This is a genomic window from Xanthomonas translucens pv. undulosa (assembly GCF_017301775.1).
Lineage (GTDB): Bacteria > Pseudomonadota > Gammaproteobacteria > Xanthomonadales > Xanthomonadaceae > Xanthomonas_A > Xanthomonas_A translucens.
The window spans coordinates 4,105,374-4,130,336 of record NZ_CP063993.1; the positions used below are offsets into that span (position 1 = coordinate 4,105,374).

At 68.5% G+C, this 24,963-nt stretch carries 22 protein-coding genes; 6 read left to right on the plus strand and 16 right to left on the minus strand.

The window, feature by feature from the left end:
• Position 1: 1 nt before the first annotated feature.
• From ISN38_RS17455 to ISN38_RS17515, 13 genes are all read right to left on the minus strand, one after another.
• Positions 2-826: a phosphatidate cytidylyltransferase gene (locus tag ISN38_RS17455; protein ID WP_003468416.1), complete on the minus strand. Its 825-nt coding sequence runs from the start codon at positions 824-826 to the stop codon at positions 2-4.
• Positions 823-1,581: a polyprenyl diphosphate synthase gene (gene uppS, locus ISN38_RS17460; RefSeq protein WP_171815519.1), complete on the minus strand. Its 759-nt coding sequence runs from the start codon at positions 1,579-1,581 to the stop codon at positions 823-825. Before uppS ends, ISN38_RS17455 begins: the two co-directional genes overlap by 4 nt.
• 17 nt (positions 1,582-1,598) lie before the next feature.
• The gene (gene frr, locus ISN38_RS17465; RefSeq protein WP_003468418.1) at positions 1,599-2,156 is read right to left on the minus strand and encodes a ribosome recycling factor; all 558 of its coding nucleotides are present in this window, start codon (positions 2,154-2,156) and stop codon (positions 1,599-1,601) included.
• Positions 2,157-2,313: 157 nt separating this feature from the next.
• A complete protein-coding gene (pyrH, locus tag ISN38_RS17470; protein WP_003468419.1) occupies positions 2,314-3,036 on the minus strand; it encodes a UMP kinase in 723 nt (240 codons plus the stop codon).
• Positions 3,037-3,116: 80 nt separating this feature from the next.
• A complete protein-coding gene (locus ISN38_RS17475) occupies positions 3,117-4,622 on the minus strand; it encodes a sensor domain-containing diguanylate cyclase (protein ID WP_058364144.1) in 1,506 nt (501 codons plus the stop codon).
• 115 nt (positions 4,623-4,737) lie between these two features.
• Positions 4,738-5,616 carry a translation elongation factor Ts gene (tsf, locus tag ISN38_RS17480; RefSeq protein WP_003468421.1) on the minus strand — a complete coding sequence of 293 codons (879 nt, stop codon included), beginning with the start codon at positions 5,614-5,616 and terminating at the stop codon, positions 4,738-4,740.
• 147 nt (positions 5,617-5,763) lie between these two features.
• On the minus strand, positions 5,764-6,561 hold the full coding sequence (gene rpsB, locus ISN38_RS17485) for a 30S ribosomal protein S2 (protein WP_058363686.1): 798 nt from the start codon (positions 6,559-6,561) through the stop codon (positions 5,764-5,766).
• 283 nt (positions 6,562-6,844) lie between these two features.
• Complete coding sequence (locus ISN38_RS17490; RefSeq protein ID WP_058361325.1) at positions 6,845-7,558, minus strand: fimbrial biogenesis chaperone; 714 nt, start codon at positions 7,556-7,558, stop codon at positions 6,845-6,847.
• A complete protein-coding gene (locus ISN38_RS17495) occupies positions 7,559-7,882 on the minus strand; it encodes a Csu type fimbrial protein (RefSeq protein WP_058361324.1) in 324 nt (107 codons plus the stop codon).
• A 79-nt stretch (positions 7,883-7,961) separates the two neighbouring features.
• Positions 7,962-8,978: a Csu type fimbrial protein gene (locus ISN38_RS17500; RefSeq protein ID WP_047325069.1), complete on the minus strand. Its 1,017-nt coding sequence runs from the start codon at positions 8,976-8,978 to the stop codon at positions 7,962-7,964.
• Entirely contained in the window at positions 8,975-11,326 is a 2,352-nt protein-coding gene (locus tag ISN38_RS17505; RefSeq protein ID WP_206711940.1) for a fimbria/pilus outer membrane usher protein, read from the minus strand. Before ISN38_RS17505 ends, ISN38_RS17500 begins: the two co-directional genes overlap by 4 nt.
• The gene (locus ISN38_RS17510) at positions 11,289-12,026 is read right to left on the minus strand and encodes a fimbrial biogenesis chaperone (protein WP_047325068.1); all 738 of its coding nucleotides are present in this window, start codon (positions 12,024-12,026) and stop codon (positions 11,289-11,291) included. Before ISN38_RS17510 ends, ISN38_RS17505 begins: the two co-directional genes overlap by 38 nt.
• Before the next feature lie 12 nt (positions 12,027-12,038).
• Positions 12,039-12,542 carry a Csu type fimbrial protein gene (locus tag ISN38_RS17515; protein ID WP_206711941.1) on the minus strand — a complete coding sequence of 168 codons (504 nt, stop codon included), beginning with the start codon at positions 12,540-12,542 and terminating at the stop codon, positions 12,039-12,041.
• 226 nt (positions 12,543-12,768) lie between these two features.
• On the opposite strand from ISN38_RS17515, the gene map reads away from it, so the two are divergent.
• The 4 genes from map (at position 12,769) to ISN38_RS17535 (ending at position 17,770) form a co-directional block, all read left to right on the plus strand.
• Positions 12,769-13,545 (plus strand): type I methionyl aminopeptidase, encoded by a 777-nt coding sequence (map, locus tag ISN38_RS17520; RefSeq protein ID WP_038233080.1) that lies wholly within the window; start codon positions 12,769-12,771, stop codon positions 13,543-13,545.
• A 29-nt stretch (positions 13,546-13,574) separates the two neighbouring features.
• Complete coding sequence (locus ISN38_RS17525) at positions 13,575-16,181, plus strand: [protein-PII] uridylyltransferase (protein ID WP_206712230.1); 2,607 nt, start codon at positions 13,575-13,577, stop codon at positions 16,179-16,181.
• Positions 16,181-17,191 carry a 2,3,4,5-tetrahydropyridine-2,6-dicarboxylate N-succinyltransferase gene (dapD, locus tag ISN38_RS17530; RefSeq protein ID WP_003467168.1) on the plus strand — a complete coding sequence of 337 codons (1,011 nt, stop codon included), beginning with the start codon at positions 16,181-16,183 and terminating at the stop codon, positions 17,189-17,191. The genes ISN38_RS17525 and dapD overlap by 1 nt, the downstream gene beginning before the upstream one ends.
• 222 nt (positions 17,192-17,413) lie before the next feature.
• Positions 17,414-17,770 (plus strand): arsenate reductase, encoded by a 357-nt coding sequence (locus ISN38_RS17535; protein WP_003467172.1) that lies wholly within the window; start codon positions 17,414-17,416, stop codon positions 17,768-17,770.
• 44 nt (positions 17,771-17,814) lie between these two features.
• On the opposite strand, the gene ISN38_RS17540 is transcribed toward ISN38_RS17535, so the two are convergent.
• Positions 17,815-18,792, minus strand: coding sequence for an IS110 family RNA-guided transposase (locus tag ISN38_RS17540; protein WP_206711904.1), 978 nt, complete (start codon positions 18,790-18,792; stop codon positions 17,815-17,817).
• A 281-nt stretch (positions 18,793-19,073) separates the two neighbouring features.
• On the opposite strand from ISN38_RS17540, the gene dapE reads away from it, so the two are divergent.
• Entirely contained in the window at positions 19,074-20,201 is a 1,128-nt protein-coding gene (gene dapE, locus ISN38_RS17545) for a succinyl-diaminopimelate desuccinylase (protein WP_003467174.1), read from the plus strand.
• 102 nt (positions 20,202-20,303) lie between these two features.
• On the opposite strand, the gene ISN38_RS17550 is transcribed toward dapE, so the two are convergent.
• The gene (locus ISN38_RS17550; RefSeq protein WP_058358811.1) at positions 20,304-21,509 is read right to left on the minus strand and encodes an aldose 1-epimerase family protein; all 1,206 of its coding nucleotides are present in this window, start codon (positions 21,507-21,509) and stop codon (positions 20,304-20,306) included.
• Between the two features lie 577 nt (positions 21,510-22,086).
• On the opposite strand from ISN38_RS17550, the gene asnB reads away from it, so the two are divergent.
• Positions 22,087-23,781, plus strand: coding sequence for an asparagine synthase B (asnB, locus tag ISN38_RS17555; protein ID WP_108084847.1), 1,695 nt, complete (start codon positions 22,087-22,089; stop codon positions 23,779-23,781).
• Positions 23,782-23,905: 124 nt separating this feature from the next.
• Here asnB and ISN38_RS17560 read toward each other — a convergent pair whose 3' ends face one another.
• On the minus strand, positions 23,906-24,946 hold the full coding sequence (locus ISN38_RS17560; protein ID WP_003467179.1) for a right-handed parallel beta-helix repeat-containing protein: 1,041 nt from the start codon (positions 24,944-24,946) through the stop codon (positions 23,906-23,908).
• Between the last annotated feature and the right edge of the window lie 17 nt (positions 24,947-24,963).

A 24,963-nucleotide genomic window follows, 5' to 3' on the forward strand; every position in this document is an offset into this window, starting at 1 on the left:
TTCAGAACCCGAAGATGTCCTTGCCCAGCGCGAAGATCGGCAGTGCCGCCAGCACGCCGTCGATGCGGTCCAGCACGCCGCCGTGGCCGGGGATCACGTGACCCGAGTCCTTGGCGCCGACGTGGCGCTTGAGCAGGCTTTCGAACAGGTCGCCGACCACCGAGGCCAGCACGCTGAGCGTTGCCACGATCAGCAGCCCGGGCAACTGCGGCAGGGTGACCCCGGCCAGCCCGCCGAAGCCGGCGGCGCAGACCAGGCCGGCCAGCAGCCCGCCGAGCAGGCCTTCCACGGTCTTGTTGGGGCTGATCCGCGGCGCCAGCTTGTGCTTGCCGAACTGGCGCCCGGCGAAATAGGCGCCGGAATCGGCGGCCCACACCGTGACCAGCGCGGTCAGCAGCCAGCGGTGTCCGTTCGGCTCGCTGGCATGGATCAGGCCCAGCGCGGCCCAGGCCGGGACGATCGCCAGGGTGGCGGCGGCCAGCTTGAACACCCGCGCGTAGGTGGCGTGGTCGGAGCCGAACTGGAAGAAGCGCAGCCACAGCAGCGCCACGCACCACCAGCCGACGCCGGCCAGGGTGGTCAGCTGGAACAGCACCAGCGAACCGGCCGAGGCCCACACCAGCAGCACCATCAGCAGCAGGTTCAGCACCAGCAGGATGGTGCGCGGCAAGGTGTCGTCGACCTCGGCCAGCTTCAGCCATTCCCACAGGCCGACCAGGAAGATCAGCGCGGCCAGCGCCGCCAGCCATTGCGTGGGCAGCAGCGCGATGGCGCAAATGGCCAGCGGGGCCATGATCAGCGCGGCGATGACGCGGGTACGGGTCATGCGGATGTGTTCTCCGTCGCCGGGGCGACTTGCGCGCTGGTCAGGCCGAAACGCCGCTCGCGGCTGGCGTAGTCGTCCAGGGCTTGTTGCAGCACCTCGGCGCCGAACTCGGGCCACAGGGTCTCGGTGAACCACAATTCGGTGTAGGCCAGCTGCCACAGCAGGAAATTGCTGATGCGCACGTCGCCGCCGGTGCGGATGAACAGGTCCGGCGGCGGCAGGTCGGACAGCGCCATGCGCGCCGACAGCAGCTCCTCGTCGATCTGCTCGGGGCGCAGGCGCCCGGCCGCGACGTCTTCGGCCAGCGCCCGTGCGGCCTGGGCGATGTCCTGGCGGCCGCCGTAGCTGGCGGCGATCGACAGGTGCAGGGCCTGGTTGTGCTGGGTGCCGGCTTCGGCCTGGGCCATGCGCTGGCGCAGCGACGGCGCGAAGCGCGAGCGGTCGCCGATGAAGCGCACGCGCACGCCGCGCCGCTGCAGTTCCTCGACCTCGCGGTCCAGCGCGTGCAGGAACAGCTTCATCAGCGCGTCCACTTCTTCCTGCGGCCGGCCCCAGTTCTCGCTGGAAAAGGCGAACAGGGTCAGCGCGGGGATGCCGCGCTCCAGGCAGAAGTCGATGGTGCGGTTGACCGCGCGCGCGCCGGCGCGGTGGCCGATCACGCGCGGCCGCCGGCGCCGCTGCGCCCAGCGGCCGTTGCCATCCATGATGATGGCGATGTGGCGGGGCAGGGACATGGAAGAGGGGTCCGAAGGCATGGCCGCGAGGCGCAGGCTCAGACCGCCATCAGTTCCTGTTCCTTGCCCTTGACCACGTCGTCGACGTCCTTGATCGCCTTGTCGGTCAGCTTCTGGATGTCGTCCTCGGCGGCGCGGGCCTCGTCCTCGGTGACATGCTTGTCCTTCAGCAGATCCTTGATCTGCTGGTTGGCGTCGCGGCGGATGTTGCGGATCGCGACCTTGCTGTCCTCGCCTTCGCCATGCACGACCTTGGACAGCTCGCGGCGGCGTTCTTCGGTCAGCGCCGGCAGGTTGAGGCGGATGGTGGTGCCGGAGGTGTTCGGGGTCAGGCCCAGGTCCGAGGCCAGGATCGCCTTCTCCACCGCGCTGACCATCTGCTTTTCCCACGGGCTGATGGTCAGCGAGCGGGCATCGGCCACGGCCACGCTGGCGACCTGGCTCAGCGGCATTTCCGAGCCGTAGTAATTGACCTTCAGGTGTTCGACCAGGGCAGTCGAGGCGCGGCCGGTACGCACTTTGATGAGCGTATGGCGCAGCGCATCGATGCTCTTGGCCATGCGGGTCTGTGCGTCTTGTTTGATTTCGTTGAGCATCGCCGGTGTCCGTGCTGAATCTGAATCGGACGATTATAGCGGGTAACTGCCGGGGCCCGGGACCCGGGTCCCGGAAAAGCGCAGCGCCACGGGCTGAGGCTTTACCGACTTCCGTTCTTCGGGTCCCGAATCCCGAGTCCCGACGTCCCGGCCACCTTCAGCTGCGCCCCTTCACCAACGTCCCGATCTCCGCGCCGTGCAGGATCCTCAGCAGTTCGCCGGGCTGGCCCATGTTGAAGATGCGCAGCGGCAGGTCGCTGTCGCGGGCCAGGGCGAAGGCGGCGGTGTCCATCACTTCCAGGTTGCGCGCGATCACGTCGTCGTAGGTCAGGCTATCGAAGCGCACCGCGTCGGCGTGCTTCTTCGGGTCCTTGTCGTACACGCCATCGACCTTGGTCGCCTTTAGCAACAGGTCGGCGCCGATCTCGATCGCGCGCAGCGCCGCCCCGGAGTCGGTGGTGAAGAACGGATTGCCGGTGCCGGCGGCGAAGATCGCGATGCGGCCCTTTTCCAGGTGGCGGATCGCGCGGCGGCGGATGAAGTCCTCGCACACGTCGTTGATCTTGATCGCGCTCATCACCCGCACCTTGGCGCCGAGCTTTTCCAGCGCGTCCTGCATTGCCAGTGCGTTGATGACCGTGGCCAGCATGCCCATGTGATCGCCGGTGACCCGGTCCATGCCGCCGGCGGCCAGGCCAGCGCCGCGGAAGATGTTGCCGCCGCCGATCACCAGCGCCACTTGCGCGCCAGCGTGCTGCGCTTCGATCACTTCATGCGCGAGGCGGTTGATGACCTTGGGGTCGATGCCGTAATCCCCATCCCCCATCAGCGCTTCGCCGGAAAGTTTCAACAGGATGCGGCGATAGGCGAGCTGGGACATGGTGACCTCGGGGGGGGCAAACCACGCGATTCTAGCCGAAGCGCGGCGCGGAATCTGCCGCGCGCGCACAATGACCCGGTTCAGGCCAGGGTGTTGCGGAACGAGCGCGCGGTGACCCGGTTGCGGCCGCCGTGCTTGGAGCTGTAGAGCATGTCGTCGGCGGCCTGCAGCAGCTCTTGCGCGGTGCTGAAACGCTCGCGCCCGCCCTGGGTGGCGACGCCGGCGGAGAAGCTGATGTGCAGCGGCCCGCTCTTCAGTTCGACCATCGGCCGCTGCACGATGTCGAGCAGGATGCGCTTGATCACGCTCAGCGCGGCCTCCTCGCTGGTGTTGGGCAGCAGCACCAGGAACTCCTCGCCGCCGAAGCGCGCCACGGTGTCGCTGCTGCGCAACAGCGGCTGCAACGCCTGCGCGAACGCGCGCAGCACCTGGTCGCCGATCAGGTGGCCGTGGGCGTCGTTGATCTTCTTGAAATCGTCCAGGTCGATGAAGGCGATCGACAGTGGCCAGTCGTGGCGGCTGGCCAGGTCGAACTGCTGGCTGAGCAGGATGTCCAGCTGGTGCCGGTTGTACACGCCGGTCAGCGCGTCGCGGCTGGCTTGCTCGGCCAGGCGGCGCGCGCGGTGCTCCGATTCGTCGGCCTGCCGGCGGGCGTGGGTGGCTTCCTGGATCTCGCGCAGATTGCGCAGCACCATCAGCTCGCGGGCATGGCTGATGATCGCGTCGATCCGCTCCGGCTGCGTGATGCGCATGTCGAAGATCGGCGCGATCACCGGCAGGGCTTCGGCCATGCCGGCGATCACCTCGTCGAAGCGGCGGCTGTCCAGTTGCAGTTCGCGATACGTGCGCTCCATCGCCAAGCCGCGCGCGGCATCGGTGTCGGCGCTCAGCCAGATGTCGGCGACGTTGCCGGACAGCAGCACGCACCGGCCGAACGTGTCTTGCGCCGGATCCGCGCCGGCACTGCGGCCGATGTTGCGTTGCAGGTAGCCGGGCAGCTTCCACTTCTGCGCCAGCCAGGCGCCGACCTCGGCGTGGTCGCAGCCCAGCCGCTCGCGCTCCAGTGCCAGCACGGTCGCGCCGTCGCTGGCGCCGGCCTCGCGCAGCAGCGGCGCGTAATCGTCGTGGCAGACGTGCAGCAGGGCCAGCGCGCCCATGTCCTGCAGCAGCCCGGCCAGCATCAGTTCCTCGTGCTTGCGCATGCCCACGGCCTGGCCGAGCAGGCGGCTGGCCAGCGCCGACAGCACGCTGCGCCGCCAGATGCGTTCCTGCAGGTCGCTGGAGACCGTGTCGCTGCGCAGGCTCTGCACCATCGAAAAGCCAAGCGCCAGGCTCAGTGCGGCGTTGAGCCCGAGCATGGTCAGCGCCTGGCCGAGGTTGTCGATGCGGCGCCGGCTGGCGTACAGCGGCGAATTGGCGATGCGCAGCATGCGCGCGCTCAGCGCCATGTCCATCGCGATGGTATCGGCGGCGGTGGCCAGATCGACGTCCGGATCCTGGGCCAGGTCGATGATGCGCAGTGCGATCCCGGGCGGCGAGGGCAGGTTGCGGGAGTGAGCCAGGATGGCTTCAAGTTCAGTGCGCATGCGGTTCCGCGGGCAATGTGGTGGGGACGGCAACACTGCGTCCCAACGCATGCAGCGTACCACCGGCAAAAAAAAAGCCGCGACCAGGCGCGGCTTTTTTCCGGATGGGCCGGACTCAGGCCAGGCCGGCCTGCTTCATCACTTCGGCGGCGTAGTCTTCCACCACCTTCTCGATGCCTTCGCCCACCGCCAGTCGCTGGAAACCGATCACGTCGGCGCCGGCGGCCTTGACCGCCTGCTCCACGCTCTGGTCGGTGTTCAGCACGTAGGGCTGGCCGTACAGTGTGACTTCGTTGACGATCTTGGCGATCTTGCCGCTGATGATCTTCTCCAGGATGTCGGCCGGCTTGGCCTTGTCCTTTTCCGACATCTTGGCCAGCTCGATCTCCTTTTCCTTGGCGACGAACTCGGCCGGCACGTCGGCGGCCTTCACGTGCGGCGGGTTCATCGCCGCGATGTGCATGGCGATGCCGCGGGCCAGCTCGATGTCGCCGCCCTTGACCTCGACCAGCACGCCGATGCGGCCGCCGTGCACGTAGGCGGCGACGTTGTTGGCGCTGTCGATGCGCACCAGGCGGCGCACCTGCACGTTCTCGCCGACCTTGGCGATGACCGCGGCGCGGGCTTCCTCGACGGTCTCGCCGGCGGGCAGCTTGGCGCTCTTCAGCGCCTCGGCATCGGCGGCGCCGGAGCTCAGCGCGGCCTGGGCCACGGCTTCGGTGAAGGCCAGGAAGTTGTTGTCCTTGGCGACGAAATCGGTTTCCGAGTTGATCTCGACCAGCACGGCCTTGCCGCCGTCCTGGGCCATCGCGATGCGGCCTTCGGCAGCGACGCGATCTGCCTTCTTGTCGGCCTTGGCCAGGCCCGACTTGCGCAGCCACTCGGCGGCGTTGTCGATATGGCCGGCGTTCTCGGTGAGCGCCTTCTTGCATTCCATCATGCCGGCGCCGGTGCGCTCGCGCAGTTCCTTAACCAGGGAAGCAGTGATTTCCACGGGGTGACCTCACAAAAGGTGGGTAAGGGCCGGTTTGCGGCCGGCCGGTATTCTCGGAAACGGGCGCTTGCGGCGCCCGCGGACCCGGGCGCGCAGCGCGCGCCGGGTGGCGACTGCGCATGCTCGCGCAATCGCATGGCGCGCCGGTTACTCGGCGGCGGGAGCGGATTCTTCGGCCTTCTTGCCGTTCTTGCGCGGGCCGCGGCCCTTGTCGTCGCCGGTTTCGCTGAACTCTTCCTCGCGCACGCTGGCGGCGTTCGGCGCGGCGGCCTTGCCTTCCAGCACGGCGTCGGCGGCGGCGCGCGCATACAGCTGCACGGCACGGATGGCGTCGTCGTTGCCCGGGATGGCGTAGTCCACCAGTTCCGGGTTGTAGTTGGTGTCGACCACCGCGACCACCGGGATGCCGAGCTTCTTGGCTTCCTTGATGGCGATGTCTTCGTGGCCGATGTCGATGACGAACAGCGCGTCGGGCAGGCGGTTCATTTCCTTGATGCCGCCCAGCGAGGCCAGCAGCTTTTCGCGCTCGCGGCGCAGGGTCAGCACTTCGTGCTTGACCAGCTTGTCGAAGGTGCCGTCGGTTTCGGCCGCTTCCAGTTCCTTCAGGCGCGCCACCGACTGCTTGACGGTGCGGAAGTTGGTCAACGTGCCGCCCAGCCAGCGCTGGGTCATGAACGGCTGGCCGCAACGCTCGGCTTCTTCCTTGACCGAGTCGCGGGCGCTGCGCTTGGTGCCCAGGAACAGGATGGTGCCGCGCTTTTGCGCGACGCTGGAGATGAAGTTCATCGCGTCGTTGAACAGCGGAACCGTCTTCTCGAGGTTGATGATATGGATCTTGCCGCGCGCGCCGAAGATGTACTGGGCCATCTTGGGGTGCCAGTAACGGCACTGGTGGCCGAAGTGGACGCCGGCTTCCAGCATCTGACGCATGGTGACTTGGGGCATTGCAGTGACTCCTGATGGGGAACCGGCCATGCGCGGGCGGTGTGAGTGGAGTCCGCGCATGGACATGCAGGCCCTTACGAGGCGTGCACGACGATTCCGGGGTTGTGCCTCCCTGCAGCCTTACGTGACCGAACTCCTCGCGGAGCACCCCGGCACGGGCGATGGCAGCAGGTGTGGATTCGCCGGTGCGTCCGGCGTGGACGGTGTGCTGGCCCGGAGGGCGCAACGCAGCCGCAGAACTATAACGAGCCGCGGCCTTCGGCGCAAATGCGGGCAGGCCGGGTCATTCGGCCTGCAATGGCTGCAGCTCGGCCTGGTTGTCGAGGCGGGCGGCGAAATGGCCGCCGCGCGCGGCCCCGACCTCGGCCGGGAGCTGCCAGCGCTTCTGTTCCCCGGCCAACACATAGCCGGCCAGATTGCTGAACAGAGTCAGCTGGCGGCCGTCGGCGCTGATGAAGCTCAGATCGATCAGTCGCGCGTGCGCCTTGCCGCGGTTGCGCACCTGCAACTCATGGCCGTAGGCACCGGCGACCAGGCTGACGCTCAGCGCGGCGGCCGGCGCGGCACCGGGGGGCACCAGGAACACGGGCGTGGAGTAACGCAGCAGCAGGCGCGGGTCGGCAGGGCTGTTGTCCGGGGCCGGGCGTTCTTCCAGCACCAGGCGGTAGGCGAGCTCGCTGTCGGTCGCGGCCGGACCGATGCGCACCACCCGCAGCAGTTGCCGCCCCTGCGCAGGGATGTCGATCAGGCGCGGGCTGACCTGGACCTCGTCGGTCGGCTGCAACTGCTCCATGCCTTCGGCCTGGTGCCAGCGATAGAGCTGCGCCTGCGCCTGCCAGGGCCGGTCCTGGGTATTGTTCAGCCAGATCTCGGCTGTCTGCGCGCCGGGCGGCATCTGCACGATGGTCGGGCTGATGCGCACGCCAGCGGCCGCGGCCAGGCTCGGCAACAGCGCCAGCAGCAGGCCGGCGATGCGTCCGCGATGGCGGCCGCCCACTTAGAACGCGACCGTGGCGTAGCGCGCATCCTGGCGCTGCACTCCACTGGCCAAGCTCAGGCTCAGCGCCAGCGCACCGGCGTTGGGCGAGGCGGCGCCGTCGATGCTGACCTGGTAGGGCAGCGGACGGCTGCAGGCCACCTGCGCGGCGGCCGCGCCTGGCTGGCTGCGTCCGGCGGTGTCGATCTCGCAGCTGCCCAGCAGGCGGATGCCGACCCGGAACGCCGTGTTTTCGTTCGCACCGGGACTCTGCGCCGCCGCGCTCGCGCAGACGGCACAAAAACTGGCGAGCAGCAGCGATTGCATGAACGGCCTGGCGGTCATGGTGGCATTCCAAGGAGGACGCGACAGATAACGGCGTCCGGCGAGGCAACTTTACCGCGTCCGCGTCCGCGTTTAGCCCTCAGTAGGTAACCGTCACCTTGACCACGTCGCTGTAGCTGCCCGGGGGCGGGGTCTGCCCGGCCGGCACTCGGCCGTACAGGGTCAGCGACTGGGTATTGCCGGTGCCGGTGCCAGTCTGGGTGTCGCTGTTCAGGGTGCTGCCCCACCGTTGGCTGCGTGCCGCGTCGCGGTACAGCTCGTAGGTCAGGTACTGGCCGGCGGCGTTGCGCATGCGCCGGATGTTGCCGCTGGCGTTCTGCCCGTTGTCCAGGCCGACCTGCCAGGCGGTGCGCCGGCGGCAGTCCATGCTCAGCGCGGTGGTGTAGTTCAGCGCGGTATCGACCAGGCCGGACTGGCTGCCGAAGTCCAGGTCGGCGATGCTGGCGATGGTGCAGACCGGCGCCGCGGTGACCGAACTCACGAACGGGAACTGCGCCGCGGTGGCGCCGCCGGTGCCGCCGGTGGTGCAGGAGGCGGGCATGCTCGGTGGGGTGCCGATCAGCGGTTCGGAGTAGCGGTACTGCAGGTTGGTGAACGCCCCGCTGAAGTTGTTCTGATACAGCCCGGTGGCGATGCCGCTCTGCAGCGGGATGCGTCCATAAATGGTGTAGGTGGCGCTGCCGCTGCCGCCAGTCAGCAGCGACGAATAGGTCAGGTCCACCTGCAGCGGGGTGGAAGCGTTCAGCGCGCTGCCCCAGATCAGGCTGCGCGCGCTGTCGCGGTACATCTGGAAGCCGAGGGTGTCGTTGAGCGGGTTGAGCATGCGCCGCGGCGCGATGCCCAGGCCGCCGCCCTGCGCGCCCTCGCCGATGTTCAGGCACATGCGCACGTAGATCGTGCCCAGGATGCTGAGCGCGCCGGTCTGGCAGGTCACCGTGATCTGCGCGTTGCTGTCGGTGGCGGCGCTGGTGGAGAGGGTGCCGAAGTCCAGCGCGGTGGTCACCGCCGTGCAGGTGGTGGCGGCGCTGGCGCGCAGCGGCGCCAGCGCCGCCAGCAGCGCCAGCAGGGCGGCGCAGCCCCATGCGGTGCGGCTCATGGTGCCGGCCCTGCGTTGCAGCGCAGCGGTCCCAGGCGGGTCGGGCGCTGCTGCGGCGTGTACTCGATGCGCACCTGGCAGCGGCCTGCGGTCATCTCCACCTGCAGGTCGTTGCGCCCGACCTTGAGGCCTTCCAGGTAGGCCTCGCCGTCGTAGCCGACCACCGCGTCGATGCCGGGACCGCGCACCCGGCTGCCGACCGGCAGCGGCTGATTCTGCGCATCATGCAATTGCACCAGCACGCCGTCGCTGGTGCGGATCGGGAAGTTCACCACCACGCCGCTGCGGTCGCGCGGCACCACGATCTGGTCGATGCGCTCCGGGCGCATCTGCGGCGGCAACTGCATCGGATCGATCGACACCTGGTTGTGCTGCCAGCCCATCAGCGGGGTGACCATCAGGAAGCCGCGCGCGTCGGTGACGCCGACCGGGCGGTTTTCCAGTAGCACCGGCACGCCGGCGACGCCGCCGGTGGAGACCAGGGCGAAGGCCTGGTCGAGATCGCGGCCGGGGAACCAGCCGCCGCCGATCCGGGCCACGCCGCCGGCGGCCTCGGCATAGCCGTAGGTCTGGCCGCCGTAGCTGGCCAGGCCGGCGGCATAGCGCGCGTTCTCGCCGCGCCAGGTGGTCTCGGCCAGGCCGCCGGCGCTGTCCTCGCCGCTGCGCGCCTGCAGCCGCCAGCCGCTGCCGCCGTCGGCGGCGGCCGAACGGCTGAGGTCGGCGGCGGTGCTGAGACGGTCGCCGACCCGCTGAAGGGCGACGCTGGCCTGGCGCGCGCCGCTGAGCGAGATCGACCAGCCCAGGTACATGCTGCGGTCGCTGGCCTGGTCCAGATTCTGGTTGACGCTGAGATTGAGCGAGGACTGCCACGGCAGCGCCCGGGTCCAGAACAGGCTGGCATAGCGCAGGTCGCCGCTGTCCGGGTAGGCCAGGCGCACATAGCTCAGCGCCACGTTGCCGATCTGCTCCCAGCTGACCCCGGCCAGCGCGCGTTCGCTGATCCGCGGCGGCGGCGCGCCGTACTGCGAGGCCACGTCGCGATAGCCGGGCTGCGCGCGCTGGGTGTCCATGGAGACGTTGAAGCGGCCGTTGTTCCAGCGGTAGCTGAGCGCGTACTGGTGGCCGCTGCGGCCATCGCTCTGACTGTGCGCCAGCGAGGCGCCGACAACGCCGGCCCGTGGCAGCAGCCAGATGCCGCCGGCACCGGCGTTGCGCACTCCGGCGCCGGCCTCGGCGTGCGCCTCGGCGGTGAAGCGGGCGCTGATGCCGCGGCGCCAGCTGGCGCTGGCGACGGTGTCGCCGGCATAGTCGAAGGCCTCGCTGCCGTAGCCCTCGCGGACCCGGCCCAGCGCCAGCGACCAGTCGTCCAAGCCGTCGGCCAGCAGGTCCTGGGTGGCGTAGAACGGGATTTCGACCGAACGGCTGCGGCCGTAGGCGTCGGTGATGACCAGTTGCGCGTTGCCGGCGCCGTCCACGCCGGGCGCGGCGGACAGCTGGAACGGCCCGGCCGGCAGCTCCGAGCCGTACTGGCGGATGCCGTTGACGTACAGGTCCACGTTCGACGGCACCGTCACTTCGCCGAGGAATTCCGGCAGCGGGGTGGTCACGCGGTACGGCTGCAGGCCGAAATCGCGGCCCACGCGGATCCCGCCCAGACGCAACGTGCGGCTCCAGCTGGTGCTGCTGCTCAGCGTGTCGCCGACCACCACGCTGGTCATGCTCTCGGGCAGCGACCACTGCCACTGCGTGTCCAGGCGGATCGCCTGGCTGCGCCAGTCGCGCTGCGGCTCGCGGTACAGGCGGCCGACGAAGGATTGGCGGAACATGCCGCGGCCGAGCACACCGTCGCCCAGGCCAAAGGCGCGCAGTTCGCCGCTCGCGGTGAGATTGCTGGCGTTGCCCTGGCGGCTGGCGTACAGGTCGTAGTCCAGCAACGCGCCGGGCGAACTGGTCGCCGGCAGCGCCGGGCCGCTGTCCTGTGCGTCGATCCGGGTCAGCGGCACGTCGAGCAGCGCCACCGGCGCATCGATCGCCAGCTGCTGCAGGCCGGCGTCGTAGCGGTAGCGCACCCCGTCCAGGCTCTCCAGCGCGATCGTGGCGTTGGCAGCGGCATCGATGCGCAGGCCGATCTGGCGCAGCGTGGCGGCCTCGGCCTGCATGCGTTCGCCGTCGCGCTGGAAGCGGAACAATCCGGGCTTGCGGGTTTCGTTGAGGGTGACTTCCAAGTACAGCGTTTCCTGTTCCACCGGTGGGCCGCTTGGCTGGGCGGCGGCAAGTTGTGCGGCGCTCGCCCACAGCGCCAGCAGCAGCTCAAGGAGCCTTTGCTTCCAGCGCAAGCGATTGAGCAATGGGTTCACCGTTGATCGTTGCCTTGAACGTGCCTTCGGCACGCGCTAGCGCAGGCGGGAGCGGCCAGCGCTTGTGTTGGCCGGGTAGCACGTAGCCGGCCAGGCCGTCGGCAATCGCGGCACGGGTGCCGTCGCTGGCGACGAAATGCAGGTCCACCAGTTGCGCGTGTTCGCTGCCGTTGTTGACGATTTCCAGGGCCGGCGCGCTGGCGTCGCGGATCAGCCGCGCCTGCAGCGCAGGCGTGGCGGCGGCGGTCGGCTTGACGAAGATCGGCACCGAGTAGCGCAGCACGAACTGCAGGCCGGATGCGCTGGCCGTGGCGTCGGGCGACGGCAGTTCGTCGACCAGCACCCGATAGGTGTCCTCGGTGCTCCTGGGCGCAGCGTCCAGGCGGATGATGCGCACCAGTTGCCGCGAGTGCGGCGCCAGTTCCAGCATCGGCGGGCTGATTGCGATCCTGTCGCTGGGGTCGAGCCGGTCCTCGCCGTCCTGCTGACGCCAGCGGAACACCCGTACCTGCGCCTGCAGCGGCTTGTCGCCGCTGTTGCTCAGCCACAGGCCTTGCGCCGACTCCTCCGCGGTCAGCTGCACGGAGGTTGGCGCGACCTGCAGACTGGCGGCCTGCGCCGCCAGCGTCGCCGCCAGCCATGCGGCCAGGGCGATCGGCAAACGCAGCGCGAAGTGGGATCGCATGGACATGGAACGCTCCGGTTACCAGGTGACAGTGGCGGTGACGACGTCGCTATAGGAACCGGCAGGATAATTGGTGCTGGCGACCTGGCCGTAGACGACCAGGGGTTGTACCGCACCATTGCCTGTGCCGGCCTGGGTGTCGCTGCCGATGGTCGAGCCCCAGTTCTGGGTGCGCGCCGAGTTGCGGTACAGGGCGTAAGGCACGCGCGCGGTGTTGGCCGCATCGGCGCTGCCCATGGTGCGCGCGGTCACCGTCGCGCCGGAGCCGCTGCCGGCGTTGAGCGCGATGTTGTACGGCGTGCCCGAGGTGCAGCGCACGTTCAAGGTACCGGTGCTGTTGATCGAGGTCTGGGTGGAGTTGACGCTGCCGAAATCGACGTCGGTCGGTGCGGTCTGGATGTCGCAGACGCTGGTGATCACGATCTTGACGTTGAAGGTGCGCGAGTCGGTCTGGGCGGATGCCACGCCGGTTCCGGCCGCCAGCAACACGGCGATGGCGATGGCACTGCGGAGAGTTTGCATGGGGTAAGGCTCTTCGGAATGACGGAGTCCGTCGGTGCCGAACCAAATGCAAAGTGCGGGCCAATCTGCAGTGCTCTGGATGGGCATCTAAATTTCGAAAGTGATGGGTTCAGCGCTTATCCCGGTTGTCATTTGTGAAGGCGGCGGAATCCCGGCCCGGCGCCGAAAAACCGTCAGTGCGCAGCGGCGCGTTCAGGAAGGCCGCGAATGAGCGATAATGGCGGGCATGACCGTCAATCTGAAAACTCCGCAGGACATCGAGAAGATGCGCATCGCCGGCCGCCTGGCCGCCGAGGTGCTCGACCTCGTCGGGCCGCATGTGAAGCCCGGCGCGACCACCGCCGAGCTGGACCGCATCTGCCACGACCACATCGTCAACGTGCAGCAGGCGGTGCCGGCCAACATCGGCTACCGCGGCTACCCGAAGACGGTATGCAGCTCGGTGAACAACGTGATCTGCCACGGCATCCCCAGCGAAAGCAAGGTCCTGAAGGACGGCGACATCGTCAACATCGATGTCACCGTGATCAAGGACGGCTGGCATGGCGACACCAGCCGCATGTACTACGTCGGCACGCCCTCGGTGATGGCGCGGCGGCTGGTCGAGGCGACCTACGAGGCGATGTGGCGCGGCATCCGCGCGGTGCGGCCGGGCGCCACGCTCGGCGACATCGGCCACGCGATCCAGCAATACGCCGAAGGCGAGCGTTTCAGCGTGGTGCGCGAGTACTGCGGCCACGGCATCGGCAAGGTCTACCACGACGAGCCGCAGGTGCTGCATTACGGCCGGCCCGGCGAAGGCCTGGTGCTGAAGCCGGGCATGACCTTCACCATCGAGCCGATGATCAACGAAGGTTCGCGCTACACCCGCGTACTGCCGGACGGCTGGACCGTGGTGACCAAGGACCGCAAGCTATCGGCGCAGTGGGAGCACACGATCGCGGTCACCGCAGACGGCGTGGAAGTGCTGACCCTGTCTCCCGGCGGCCTCGGCGAGCCGTGAGCCTGCTGCCGGCCGGTAACGATGCCGGCATGCCCGACGCGGCCGCCGACGATGCCGAGTGGGCCGCGGCGGCGCGGCAGTTGCTGGCCCAGGCCGACGCGCGCCTGTGCAAGCGCTTCGACCAGAACGACGACATCGACCGCCTGCTGGCGCTGCGCGCGCGCGCGCTGGACCAGTTGATCAAACATGCCTGGAGCCGTTGCCTGCCGCGCGATGCCGGGCTGGCGCTGTACGCGGTCGGCGGCTACGGCCGTGGCGAGCTGTTCCCGCGCTCGGACATCGACCTGCTGGTGTTCGGCGAATCCGAGCGCCAACGCGCCCACGAACAGGCACTGGCGCAGCTGTTCGCGCTGCTCTGGCATGCCGGCGTGCCGGTCAGCCACGCGGTGCGCTCGGCGGCGCAATGCACCGCCGCCTGCGCCGACCAGAGCGTGCTGACCGCCTTGATCGAGGCGCGCCCGCTGCTTGCCGACGCCGCCGCCAAGGCGGCGCTGGCCGTGGCGATCGCGCCGCAGCAGGTCTGGCCGCCGCGCGCCTTCTTCCTGGCCAAGCGCGAGGAACTGCAGGCCCGCCACCAGCGTTTCGGCGACACCGCCGACAACCTGGAGCCAGACATCAAGGACGGCCCGGGCGGCCTGCGCGACCTGCACACGCTGGGCTGGATGGCGCTACGCGCGTTCGGTGTACGCGACCTGGAGCCGCTGGTCGGGCTCGGCCATGTCGGCAGCGACGAGGCCGCGGCGCTGCGCCGGGAGCGCCGCGAGCTGGCCCGCTTGCGCTACGGGCTGCACCTGGTCGCCAACCGCCCGGAGGAGCGCCTGCGCTTCGACTACCAGAAGACCCTGGCGCAGCGGCTGGGCTTCTCCGACGACGCCGAGAGCCTGGGCGTGGAGAAGATGATGCAGCGCTTCTACCGCAGCGCGGCGATCGTGCGCCGGCTCAGCGACCGCCTGCTGCAGCGCTTCGAAGAACAGTTCGACGGCGAGGCGCAGCCGCAGCCGCTGGGCGCCGGCTTCTCGTTGCGTCGCGGCTACCTGGCCGCCGATGCCGAGACCTGGCCGCAGGCCGATCCGGTGCAGGTGTTCGCGCTGTTCGCGACCTGGGCCGCGCATGGCGAGGTCCGCGGCCTGCATTCGCTGACCGCGCGCGCGCTGGCCGAGGCGCTGTCGCAATTGCCTGCCTACGACGGCGCCAGCGCGCTGGCGCGCGAGCGCTCCCTGGCCCTGTTGCGCGGCCCGCGCGCGGTGCAGACGCTGACCCGGATGGCGCGGCTGGGCGTGCTCGGGCAGTGGATCCCGGCGTTCGCCCAGGTCTCCGGGCGCATGCAGTTCGACCTGTTCCATGTCTACACCGTGGACCAGCACACGCTGATGGTGCTGAAGAACATCGCGGTGTTCGCCAGCGCCCGCGCCGACGACCGCTTCTCGATCGCGCACGAGGTATGGCCGCGGCTGCGCAAGCCGGAACTGCTGCTGCTGGCCGGGCTGTTCCACGACATCGCCAAGGGCCGCGGCGGCGACCATTCCGAACTCGGCGCGGTGGATGCGCGCGCGTTCTGCGCCGGCCACGGCCTCAGCGCGGCCGATACCGACCTGGTGGTGTGGCTGGTCGAGCAGCACCTGCGCATGTCGGTGACCGCGCAGAAGCAGGACATTTCCGATGCTGACGTGATCCACCGCTTCGCCACCCTGGTCGGCGACCGCGAGCGCCTGGACTATCTGTACCTGCTGACCTGCGCCGACATCGCCGGCACCAGCCCCAAGCTGTGGAACGCGTGGAAGGACCGGCTGCTGGCCGACCTGTACTTCGCCGCGCGGCGCGCGCTGCGCGACGGCCTGGAGCATCCGCGCCCGGTCGCCGAGCTGGTGCAGGAGGCGCGCGAGGCCACGCGCGCGCTGATGCACATCCAGGGCCACGACGATGCGGTCATCGACCGCCAGTTCGCCGGCATGCCGGACGAGAGCTTCCTGCGCTTCCGCCCCGAACAGCTCGCCTGGCAGGCGGGTTCGCTGATGGAAGTGGAACTGGGCGACACCCTGGTCAAGGTGCGCCCGGTGACCCCCGACGACGACGCGCTGGAAGTGTTCGTCTACTCGCCCGACCGCGACGGCCTGTTCGCCGCGATCGTGATGACCCTGGACCGGCGCGGCTACGGCATTCACCGCGCGCGCGTGCTCGACGCACCGCATGAAGCGATCTTCGATACCTTCGAGGTGATGCCGGCCGACGCCTTCGCCAGCGGCGACACCGCGCAGCTGGAAGCGGCATTGCGCGAGGCGCTGTCCGGCGACCTGACCCGGCTGCGCCCGGCGCGGCGCGTGGTGCCGCGCCAGCTGCGGCATTTCCGCTTCGCCCCGCGCATCGAATTCCGCGAGAGCGTGGACGGCCGCCGCACCCGCCTGAGCCTGGTCGCGCCGGACCGGCCCGGCCTGCTGTCGAACGTGGCGCAGGTGCTGCGCCGCCAGCAGCTGCGCGTGCACGACGCGCGCATCGCGACCTTCGGCGAACGCGCCGAGGACGTGTTCCAGATCACCGACGAGCACAACCTGCCGTTGCCCGACTCCTCCCGCCAGGCCCTGCATGCCGCACTGCAGGCCTGTCTGGACCCCGATACCCCGCCTGGAGAATCCCGCTAATGGCCACCAAGAAGCCTGCCGCCGCCAAGAAGCCTGCTGCCAAGACCGCCGCCGCCAAGACCTCCGCGAAGAAGGCCGCGGGCAAGAAGGCCGTGGCCGCCCCCGCGGCGGCCAGGCCCAGCGCCGTGCCCAAGGCACCTGCCAGGACCGTGCGCGCCAAGCCGGCCGCCGGTCCCAACACCGACGAGCTGAAGTTCACCATCGACAGCGCCTTCGAGCGCCGCACCGCGCTGACCCTGGACGAGATCGAAGGCTCGACCCGGCCGGTGGTCAACCGCGTCATCGACGGCCTGGAAGCGGGCGAGTTCCGCGTCGCCGAGCCCGACGGGCATGGCGGCTGGAAGGTCAACGAATGGCTGAAGAAGGCGGTGCTGCTGTACTTCCGGGTCAACGAAATGGCGGTGGTCGAGGCGCAGCCGGCGCCGTTCTGGGACAAGGTCGAATCGCGCTTCGCCGGCTACCACGAGGCCGAGTTCCGCAAGGCCGGCGTGCGCGTGGTGCCGGGCGCGATCGCGCGCCGCGGCAGCTATTTCGGCAAGGACGTGGTGCTGATGCCGAGCTTCACCAACATCGGCGCGTATGTGGGCGAGGGCAGCATGGTCGATACCTGGGCCACGGTCGGTTCCTGTGCGCAGATCGGCAAGCATTGCCATCTGTCCGGCGGCGCCGGCATCGGCGGCGTGCTCGAACCGCTGCAGGCCGGCCCGACCATCATCGAAGACCACTGCTTCGTCGGCGCGCGTTCGGAAGTGGTGGAAGGCGTCGTGGTCGGCCACCACAGCGTGATCGGCATGGGCGTGTTCATCGGCCAGAGCACGCGCATCTACAACCGCGCCACCGGCGAGATTTCCTACGGCTATGTGCCGCCGTACAGCGTGGTGGTATCTGGTCAGCTGCCGTCCAAGGACGGCTCGCATTCGCTGTACTGCGCGGTGATCGTCAAGCAGGTGGACGCCAAGACCCGCAGCAAGACCAGCGTCAACGACTTGCTGCGCGGCCTGGCGGATTGACGCATCGCCTTCTCCTCTTGGGAGAAGGTGGTGCGCAGCGCCGGATGAGGGTGCGTGTGTCGCTGCGTGCTGCGTGCCGGCAGGTGAGTGGACGATGTGCGCTCATCGTTGCTCACCACCACCAGGCTTCGCCCGTACCCTCACCCCACCCCCTCTCTCCCACGGGGACTTCCTGCGGTCGCCGACGGGAGAGGGGCTTTACTCGCTTGATGGGACCTTCCGATGACGACGTTGTACGGACTGAAGAACTGCGATACCTGCAAGAAAGCGACCAAGTGGCTGGACCGCTTCGGCGTGGCCTATGCGTTCGTCGATTACCGCGAACACAAGCCGAGCCCGGAGACCCTGGTCGCGTGGGCCGGCAAGGCCGGCGGCTTCGATGCGCTGATCAACAAATCCTCGACCACCTGGCGGCAGCTGCCGGACAACAAGAAAACGCCGGGGTCCGAGGCCGAGTGGAAACTGTTGCTGCGCGAATATCCGCAACTGATCCGGCGGCCGGTGGTCATCACCGACGACGGCCAGCTCAGCCAGGGTTTCTCGGACAACGGCTTCAAGCAGCGCTTCGGCGTGGGCTGAGCCGGTGGCGCCGCTGTTGGCTCCCTGTAGGAGCAACTGTCTTCTCATCCGATCACCTCACGCCATGGTGTGCGATCTCGTGCCATGGCGTTGAGTCGGATAAGCAGTACGCGCATGCATGCGGTGATGGCGACCTTGGCGGGCTTGCCGCGTGCCCGTAACTGTTGATAACGCTCCTTGAAGGAGGCTTGGGTGCGCACAACGCTCCAACAGGCCATGTACAGCACTCGTCGGATCGTGGCACGCCCGCCGCGGATGCGGCGTTTGCCGCAGTGCTGCCCGCTGTCCACGTTGTAGGGAGCCAGGCCGACCAGGGCCGCGATCTGGCGACGATCCAGCGTCCCCAGTTCGGGCAGATAGGCCATCAGGCTGGCGGTGGTGACCTCGCCGATGCCCGGGACCGTGCCCAGGGCGTGCGCCAGCGCATCGTCGAGCTGGCACCGCACCTGCTTGATCGCCTGGTTCATCCGCTGGATACGGCGGCGCAAGTCGCCGATCTGCTCGATCAGGCACGCGCGCACCATGGCCAGGGTCGCCTGATGCAACCGACGGCGCTCGTCGTCACGTTGCTGGACCAGTTGCTCGCGGCGCTGGACCAGCATGCGCAGTTGCTCACGCAAGGGATCGGGAACCGGCGCGGGCGCTTGCACCAGTTGAGCCATGCGCGCCAGCAAGGCCGCATCCAGCGGATCGGTCTTGGCGGTTGTGCCCAAGGCCGTGGCGAAAGCGCGTGCCCGGCGCGGATTGATCCGGGTCACCGGGATCCCTGCCGTGGCCAGTGCCGTCATCACCGCCCGTTCGTAGCCGCCGGTGGCCTCCAGCAGCGCGTTGCCGACGCAGTGCCCGGCAAGGTGGTCGCACAGGCGCTGGTGGCCCTGGGCGGTATTGGGAAAGGACAGCAACTGGTCCAGGGGAAGCACGTGGACGGCCAAGGTGTCCTTGGCCACATCGATACCGATCCAAAGAGGCATAAGCGTTAGGTAGACTAAGGGACAGGAGAGAGCCACCTCGTCGCTGCCCACGCTTGTGAAGTTCGAGCGAACGCTCGTTCAACTGTTCGGGCTAGGCAACGAGGTCGATGTGCGGCCGCCCTGGCTCCTACACGTGCTGGAACACTGCGGCCTGTCGGCGTGCCGCACATCGCTCTCCACTCAAACTGTAAAGCAACCTCTAGACACAAGCGGCTTCAGCCGCGACCGTATCGCCGGGGATTGCATCGAAACCCGGATAGCGCAGTTGCCGGCATGTCTGGCACCCTGCGTTCCTGTCGCGGCTGAAGCCGCTCCTACCGTGATTTCCTGTCATGACCGACGTTGTTGACTTCACCTGCGCATTGATCGCCCGCCCATCGGTCACTCCCGACGACGCCGGCTGCCAGGCGCTGATCGCGCAGCGGCTGGCGCGCGCCGGCTTCGCCATCGAACGGCTGCGCTTCGGCGACGTCGACAACCTGTGGGCCACGCATGGCAGCGGCGCGCCGGTGCTGGCGCTGCTCGGCCATACCGATGTGGTGCCGCCGGGGCCGCGCGAGGCCTGGGCCAGCGATCCGTTCGTGCCGCAGATCCGCGACGGGGTGCTGTACGGCCGCGGCGCCGCCGACATGAAGAGCGGGGTGGCCGCGTTCGTGGTCGCCGCCGAACAGTTCGCCGCCGCGCATCCGGACCATCCCGGCACGCTGGCGCTGCTGCTGACCTCCGACGAGGAAGGCGACGCGTTGGACGGCGTGCGCAAGGTCGCCGAGAGCTTCCGCGCGCGCGGCCAACGCATCGACTGGTGCATCACCGGCGAACCGTCCTCCACCGAACGGCTCGGCGACCTGCTGCGGGTCGGCCGCCGCGGCAGCCTGTCGGCCGCGCTCGTGGTGCAGGGCGTGCAGGGCCACGTGGCGTATCCGCACAAGGCGCGCAACCCGATCCACCTGGCCGCACCGGCGCTGGCGGAGCTGGTCGCACGGCATTGGGACGACGGTTACGAGAGTTTCCCGCCGACCAGCCTGCAGATCTCCAACCTGCATGCCGGTACCGGCGCCAACAACGTGATCCCCGGCGAGCTGCAGGTGGCCTTCAACCTGCGCTACAACCCGCACTGGGACGCGCCGCGGCTGGAAGCGGAGATCGCCGCGCTGCTCGATCGCCACGGCCTGGACTACACGCTGCGCTGGCACCGCAGCGGCGAGCCGTTCTACACCCCGGAAGGGCGCCTGCGCAGCGTCGCGCGCGCGGTGCTGGGGGACTTCGCCGGCGCGGCGCCGGAAGAGAGCACCGGCGGCGGCACCTCCGACGCGCGCTTCATCGCGCCGCTCGGCGCGCAGTGCATCGAGGTCGGCCCGGTCAACGCCAGCATCCACCAGGTGGACGAGCACGTGCGCGTCGCCGACCTGGAGGCGCTGCCAGGGCTGTATCTGGCATTGCTGGAGCAGCTGTTGCAGTGAACCTTCGGGGCGGCCGCCTGGGGCGGCCGCGGTTACCGGTGCGATCGCGCCGGACGCTCGCGGCCGCGACAGGGGGCGCCGCCCGCCTGCGCCTGGCCGCGCTTATTCCTTGGCCATCGGCGTCGGCGTCAAGGTCGTGGCACGGCCGCCCTGGATCGCCGTCACGCGCTGCTCCGCATCGCGCACCTGCGCCCGATCGGCGAGCAGGGTGTAGGTCAGTTCGAAGTCTGCATGCTGTCCTGGCTGCAACTGCTTCACCCGGCCCTGCGCGCGTTCGATCGTCACCGGGTAGGCATAGCTGGTGCCAGGTTCGATTCCGGTGACATAGCCCTGTTTTTCGGTATCGGTGTTCTTCCACAAGGTCAGCGCCGGCAACTGGTGGGTGTCGAAGGCGATGGACACGCCCTTGTCGCCGGCACGATTCACCAAGGCGGCCAAGGTCTTGCCGGCGCTGTCGGCATAGGGGGCGATGTTGAACACCTGCTCGTCGAAGCCGCGGGTCGGCCCCTGGTAGCGTTGCCATGCGCCCAGCCCGGCCTTGGCATAGTCGTTGAACGGCGACACCTCCCGCGCCGGCGCCAGCAGGCGCGCGCCTTGTTCGAGGATCGGCCGCCCGAAGTTGCTGTGGTAGATGATCTGGTAGTCCTGGGCATAGTCGCCGGCGTTGCTCAGCACGTCGTGGATGGTGAACGCGTTGCTGCCCGGGACGTAGCGCAATTCGGTCCAGGTTTCGAGGTTCGACTTCTTGAAGCTGTGCTCCTTGAGCAACCCGCGCACGCTGATCGCATATGGCGCGTGCTCGTCGATGTCCACGATCACCTTGGAGGCGGGCGTATTGCCGGCGCGGCCATGCAGGGTATACAGCATGCCTTGCGCGGTGACCGGATGGCCGGTCCATTCATAGCCGCAACGCACCAGCATCTCGTTGAAGCCTTGCAGCCAGCCCAGGCCGTTGCGGCTTTCCAGGGTGATGCTATTCGGATTGACCACCTCATCCACCGGGGAGTCCCAGCCCAGGCGGATGCCCTTGCCGGTGACGTGCAACAGGCCCATGCCGCGGGTCGGGCTCAGCACGATGACCAGGCCGTCCTCGCTGCGGATGGTGATGATCTTGCTGCCTTCCTGGCGGCCGCCGTGCAGCACGCTCTGTTCGATGCTGAAGTTGTGCTCATGGATTCCCAGCGCCTGGCTGTCGATGCGCCAGTCGCCTTGCGCCTGGTTGGCTTGCGTGTCGGTCAACACGATGCTGCGTGCCGCTGACGTGGTGGGCAGCAGCAGCGCCGCGGCCCAGATCAAACATATTTTCATCTATTGGCTACTCTGGAATTGCGGCGGTGGCATGGGACGCGACGGTCATTGGCCACGGCGTGATAGGGCAGGCAGGCGCGACGTTGCGCACGCGCCTTGCCGGTTGCCAAAAAATGGCGTGCGCTAGTGTAGCAAGCGCAGTGCCGCCAGTTGCTGCGAACCCCATGCGCTCGCTGCATTGGCTACGGCATGCACCGCGCGTCGGCGCTGCTCCTGCCTCGGTCGCCGCTGTGCAGCCGGGCGAGTGTTCATCGTTGCCCTTGAAACAGTTGCGCCATTGCGCCGGCCGGGTTACGTTCGCCGCATGATCTCCATGTCCGCCCTCCGCCCGATCATCGCCAACGGCCGCAATAATGCGCTGGCGAATAATCGTGCGCGGCCGATGCGGGTCTGCGACTAGGCGCTACCGAAACACCACGCCCAGTCTCAAGGAAACCCGCATCGGCCGATGCGGGTTTTTTTATGTGTGAGATTTTTTGTGTGAAATTTTTCGCCGCATCGCGCTGCCAGCCGGCAACCGCTGCAGACCATCGCCGCAACGACCTGTTACCCCCACACACCATCCAGGAGCTTTTCCATGTGTTCGATCTTCGGCATCTTCGGCCTGCAACCCGGCGACGACCTGCAGGCGCTGCGCCGGCAGGCGCTGGACTGCTCGCAGCGGCAGCGCCATCGCGGTCCGGACTGGAGCGGCGTGTATGTCGACGACGGCGCGATCCTGGTGCATGAGCGCCTGGCCATTGTCGATCCGGCCGGCGGCTCGCAGCCGTTGCTGTCCGCAGACGGGCAACTGGCGCTTGCGGTGAACGGCGAGATCTACAACCACCGCGAACTGAAGCAGCAGCTGACCCAGCCCTACGCGTTCCAGACCGGCTCGGATTGCGAAGTGATCAACGCGCTGTACCGCGAGCAGCCGCCGGCCGCGCTGCTCAACCGGCTCAACGGCATCTTCGCCTTCGCGCTGTGGGACAAGGCGGCCGGGCGCGTGCTGATCGCGCGCGATCCGATGGGCGTGTGCCCGCTGTACTGGGGCCACGACCAGCAGGGCCGGCTGCGCGTGGCCTCGGAAATGAAGTCGCTGGCCGACAGCTGCGCCGACGTTACCCAGTTCCCGCCCGGCCATTACTACGACAGCGCCAGCGGCGAACTGCGGCAGTACTACCGCAAGCCGTGGCGCGACTACGCCGCGGTGCAGGGCGTGCAGGTGAGCAAGCAGGAACTGCGCGAAGCCTTCGAGCGCGCCGTGCACCGTCAGCTGATGACCGACGTGCCGTACGGCGTGCTGCTGTCCGGTGGCCTGGATTCGTCGCTGGTCGCAGCGGTGGCGGCGCGTTTCGCGCGCAAGCGCATCGAGGACAACGACGAGGCCGAGGCCTGGTGGCCGCGCCTGCATTCGTTCGCGATCGGCCTGAAGGGGTCGCCCGACCTGGCCGCCGCGGCGATCGCCGCGCAGTCGCTGGGCACCGTGCACCACGGCTTCGAGTACACCTTCGAGGAAGGCCTGGACGCGCTGCCGGAGGTGATCCGGCATATCGAGACCTACGACGTCACCACCATCCGCGCCTCCACGCCGATGTTCCTGCTGGCGCGGCGGATCAAGGCGATGGGGGTGAAGATGGTGCTGTCCGGCGAGGGCAGCGACGAGATCTTCGGCGGCTATCTGTATTTTCACAAGGCGCCTAACGCGCGCGAGTTCCACGAGGAGCTGATCCGCAAGCTCGACGCGCTGCACAACTACGATTGCCTGCGCGCCAACAAGTCGATGATGGCCTGGGGCGTGGAGCCGCGGGTGCCGTTCCTGGACGTGGAATTCCTGGACGTGGCGATGCGCATGGACGCGCAGTACAAGATGATCGACAAGACCAGCAGTGGCGCGATGCGCATGGAAAAAGGCGTGCTGCGCGAGGCGTTCGAAGGCTATCTGCCCGATTCGATCCTGTGGCGGCAGAAGGAGCAGTTCAGCGACGGCGTCGGCTACGGCTGGATCGATGGGTTGAAGGCGCATGCCCAGACGCAGGTCAGCGACCGCGAACTGGCCGCGTCCAACAAGCGTTTCCCGGTCAATCCGCCGCTGACCAAGGAAGCCTATTACTACCGCACGCTGTTCGAGCGCGCGTTCCCCACGCCGGCCGCGGCCGAGACCGTGCCCGGCGGCAAGTCGATCGCCTGTTCCTCGCCGGCGGCGATCGCCTGGGATGCGAGCTTCGCCAACGCCGCCGACCCGTCCGGCCGCGCGGTGGCCGGGGTGCACGAGCAAGCTTTGGCTTCGTGAGCCGGCGCCTCCCGCCGGCAATGGGCCGGCGGGGGCGGGACCGGGGACCCGGAAAAGCCCGATAACGCGATCTGAAGCTCTACCGACTTCCGTTCTTCCGGTCCCGTGTCCCGAATCCCGGCAGCTATTCGAAACGCATGCAGCGCCCGTAACGCTCCGGCTGGATGTCCACGCCGGAGGCGTCGGCCTGGTTGTTCTTGCGCCACACGTTCTGGCGGAAGTCCGGACCGCTGCAGTTGGCGGCGCGGTCCACGCCGATCGTGTAGGTGTAGGGGTTGCCCTGGAAGGTGTTGTTCTCGAAGGTGTTGTCCTGGCTCATGCTGTTGTCCCAGCACAGGATCTCCGGGGTGCGCTGGCGGATCGAGCAGGCCAGGTAGATGCCGGCGCCCTTGTTGCCGGTGAACTGGTTGCCGACGAACAGGTTGCGCCGCGCATCGGCCATGTACACGCCCTGGCTGCCGTTGCGTTCCAGGCGGTTGTTGCGGATCTCGCTGTCTTCCAGGTGCTCGGTGGTGATGCCGGCGGCGACGTTGTCGTGGATGTAGTTGCCGATCAACTTGATCTTGGACGTGCGGTTGAACGACACGCCGTCCCAGATCGCGCCGGAGACGTCGTTGCGCTCGATCAGCAGGTCGCGGCTGTCGTACTCGCTGAGCAGGCAGGCGCTGCGGCACTTGCTCACGCGCAGCCCGGACAGGCGGATGTTCTGGCCGGCGCGCACCACCACCAGACTGTTGCTCAGGTAGGGGCGCTCGGGCATGAACTCCTTGTCGGCACTGCCGCCGACGATCTGCAACTGCTCGACCACGACATCGCGGATCGGCCGCTGCGGGCGTTCGTTCTGGTAGTCGCCGACCACGATCACCGGCTGCTGCACGCCGTCCTGCATGCGCAGCACGGTGGCATCGCCCTGGCCGCGCAGGCGCAGGCCGTCGCGCTGGATCGACAGCAACTTGGTCACGTGGAAATCGCCGGCGGTCAGGCATACCGTGGCCGGTTTGCCGTCGTTGGGCACGCGGTCCACCGCGGCCTGCAGGTCGTCGCCCGGCTCGGCGCGCACGCTGCAGTCGGTAGCGGCAGAGGCGGGGGCGGCGGCCGTGGCGCAGCCGCTCGACAGGCAGGCGGCGAGCGGTAACAGCAGGGCGAGCAGGGGACGGGAGTTCATTGGGGGACAGGCTCCGC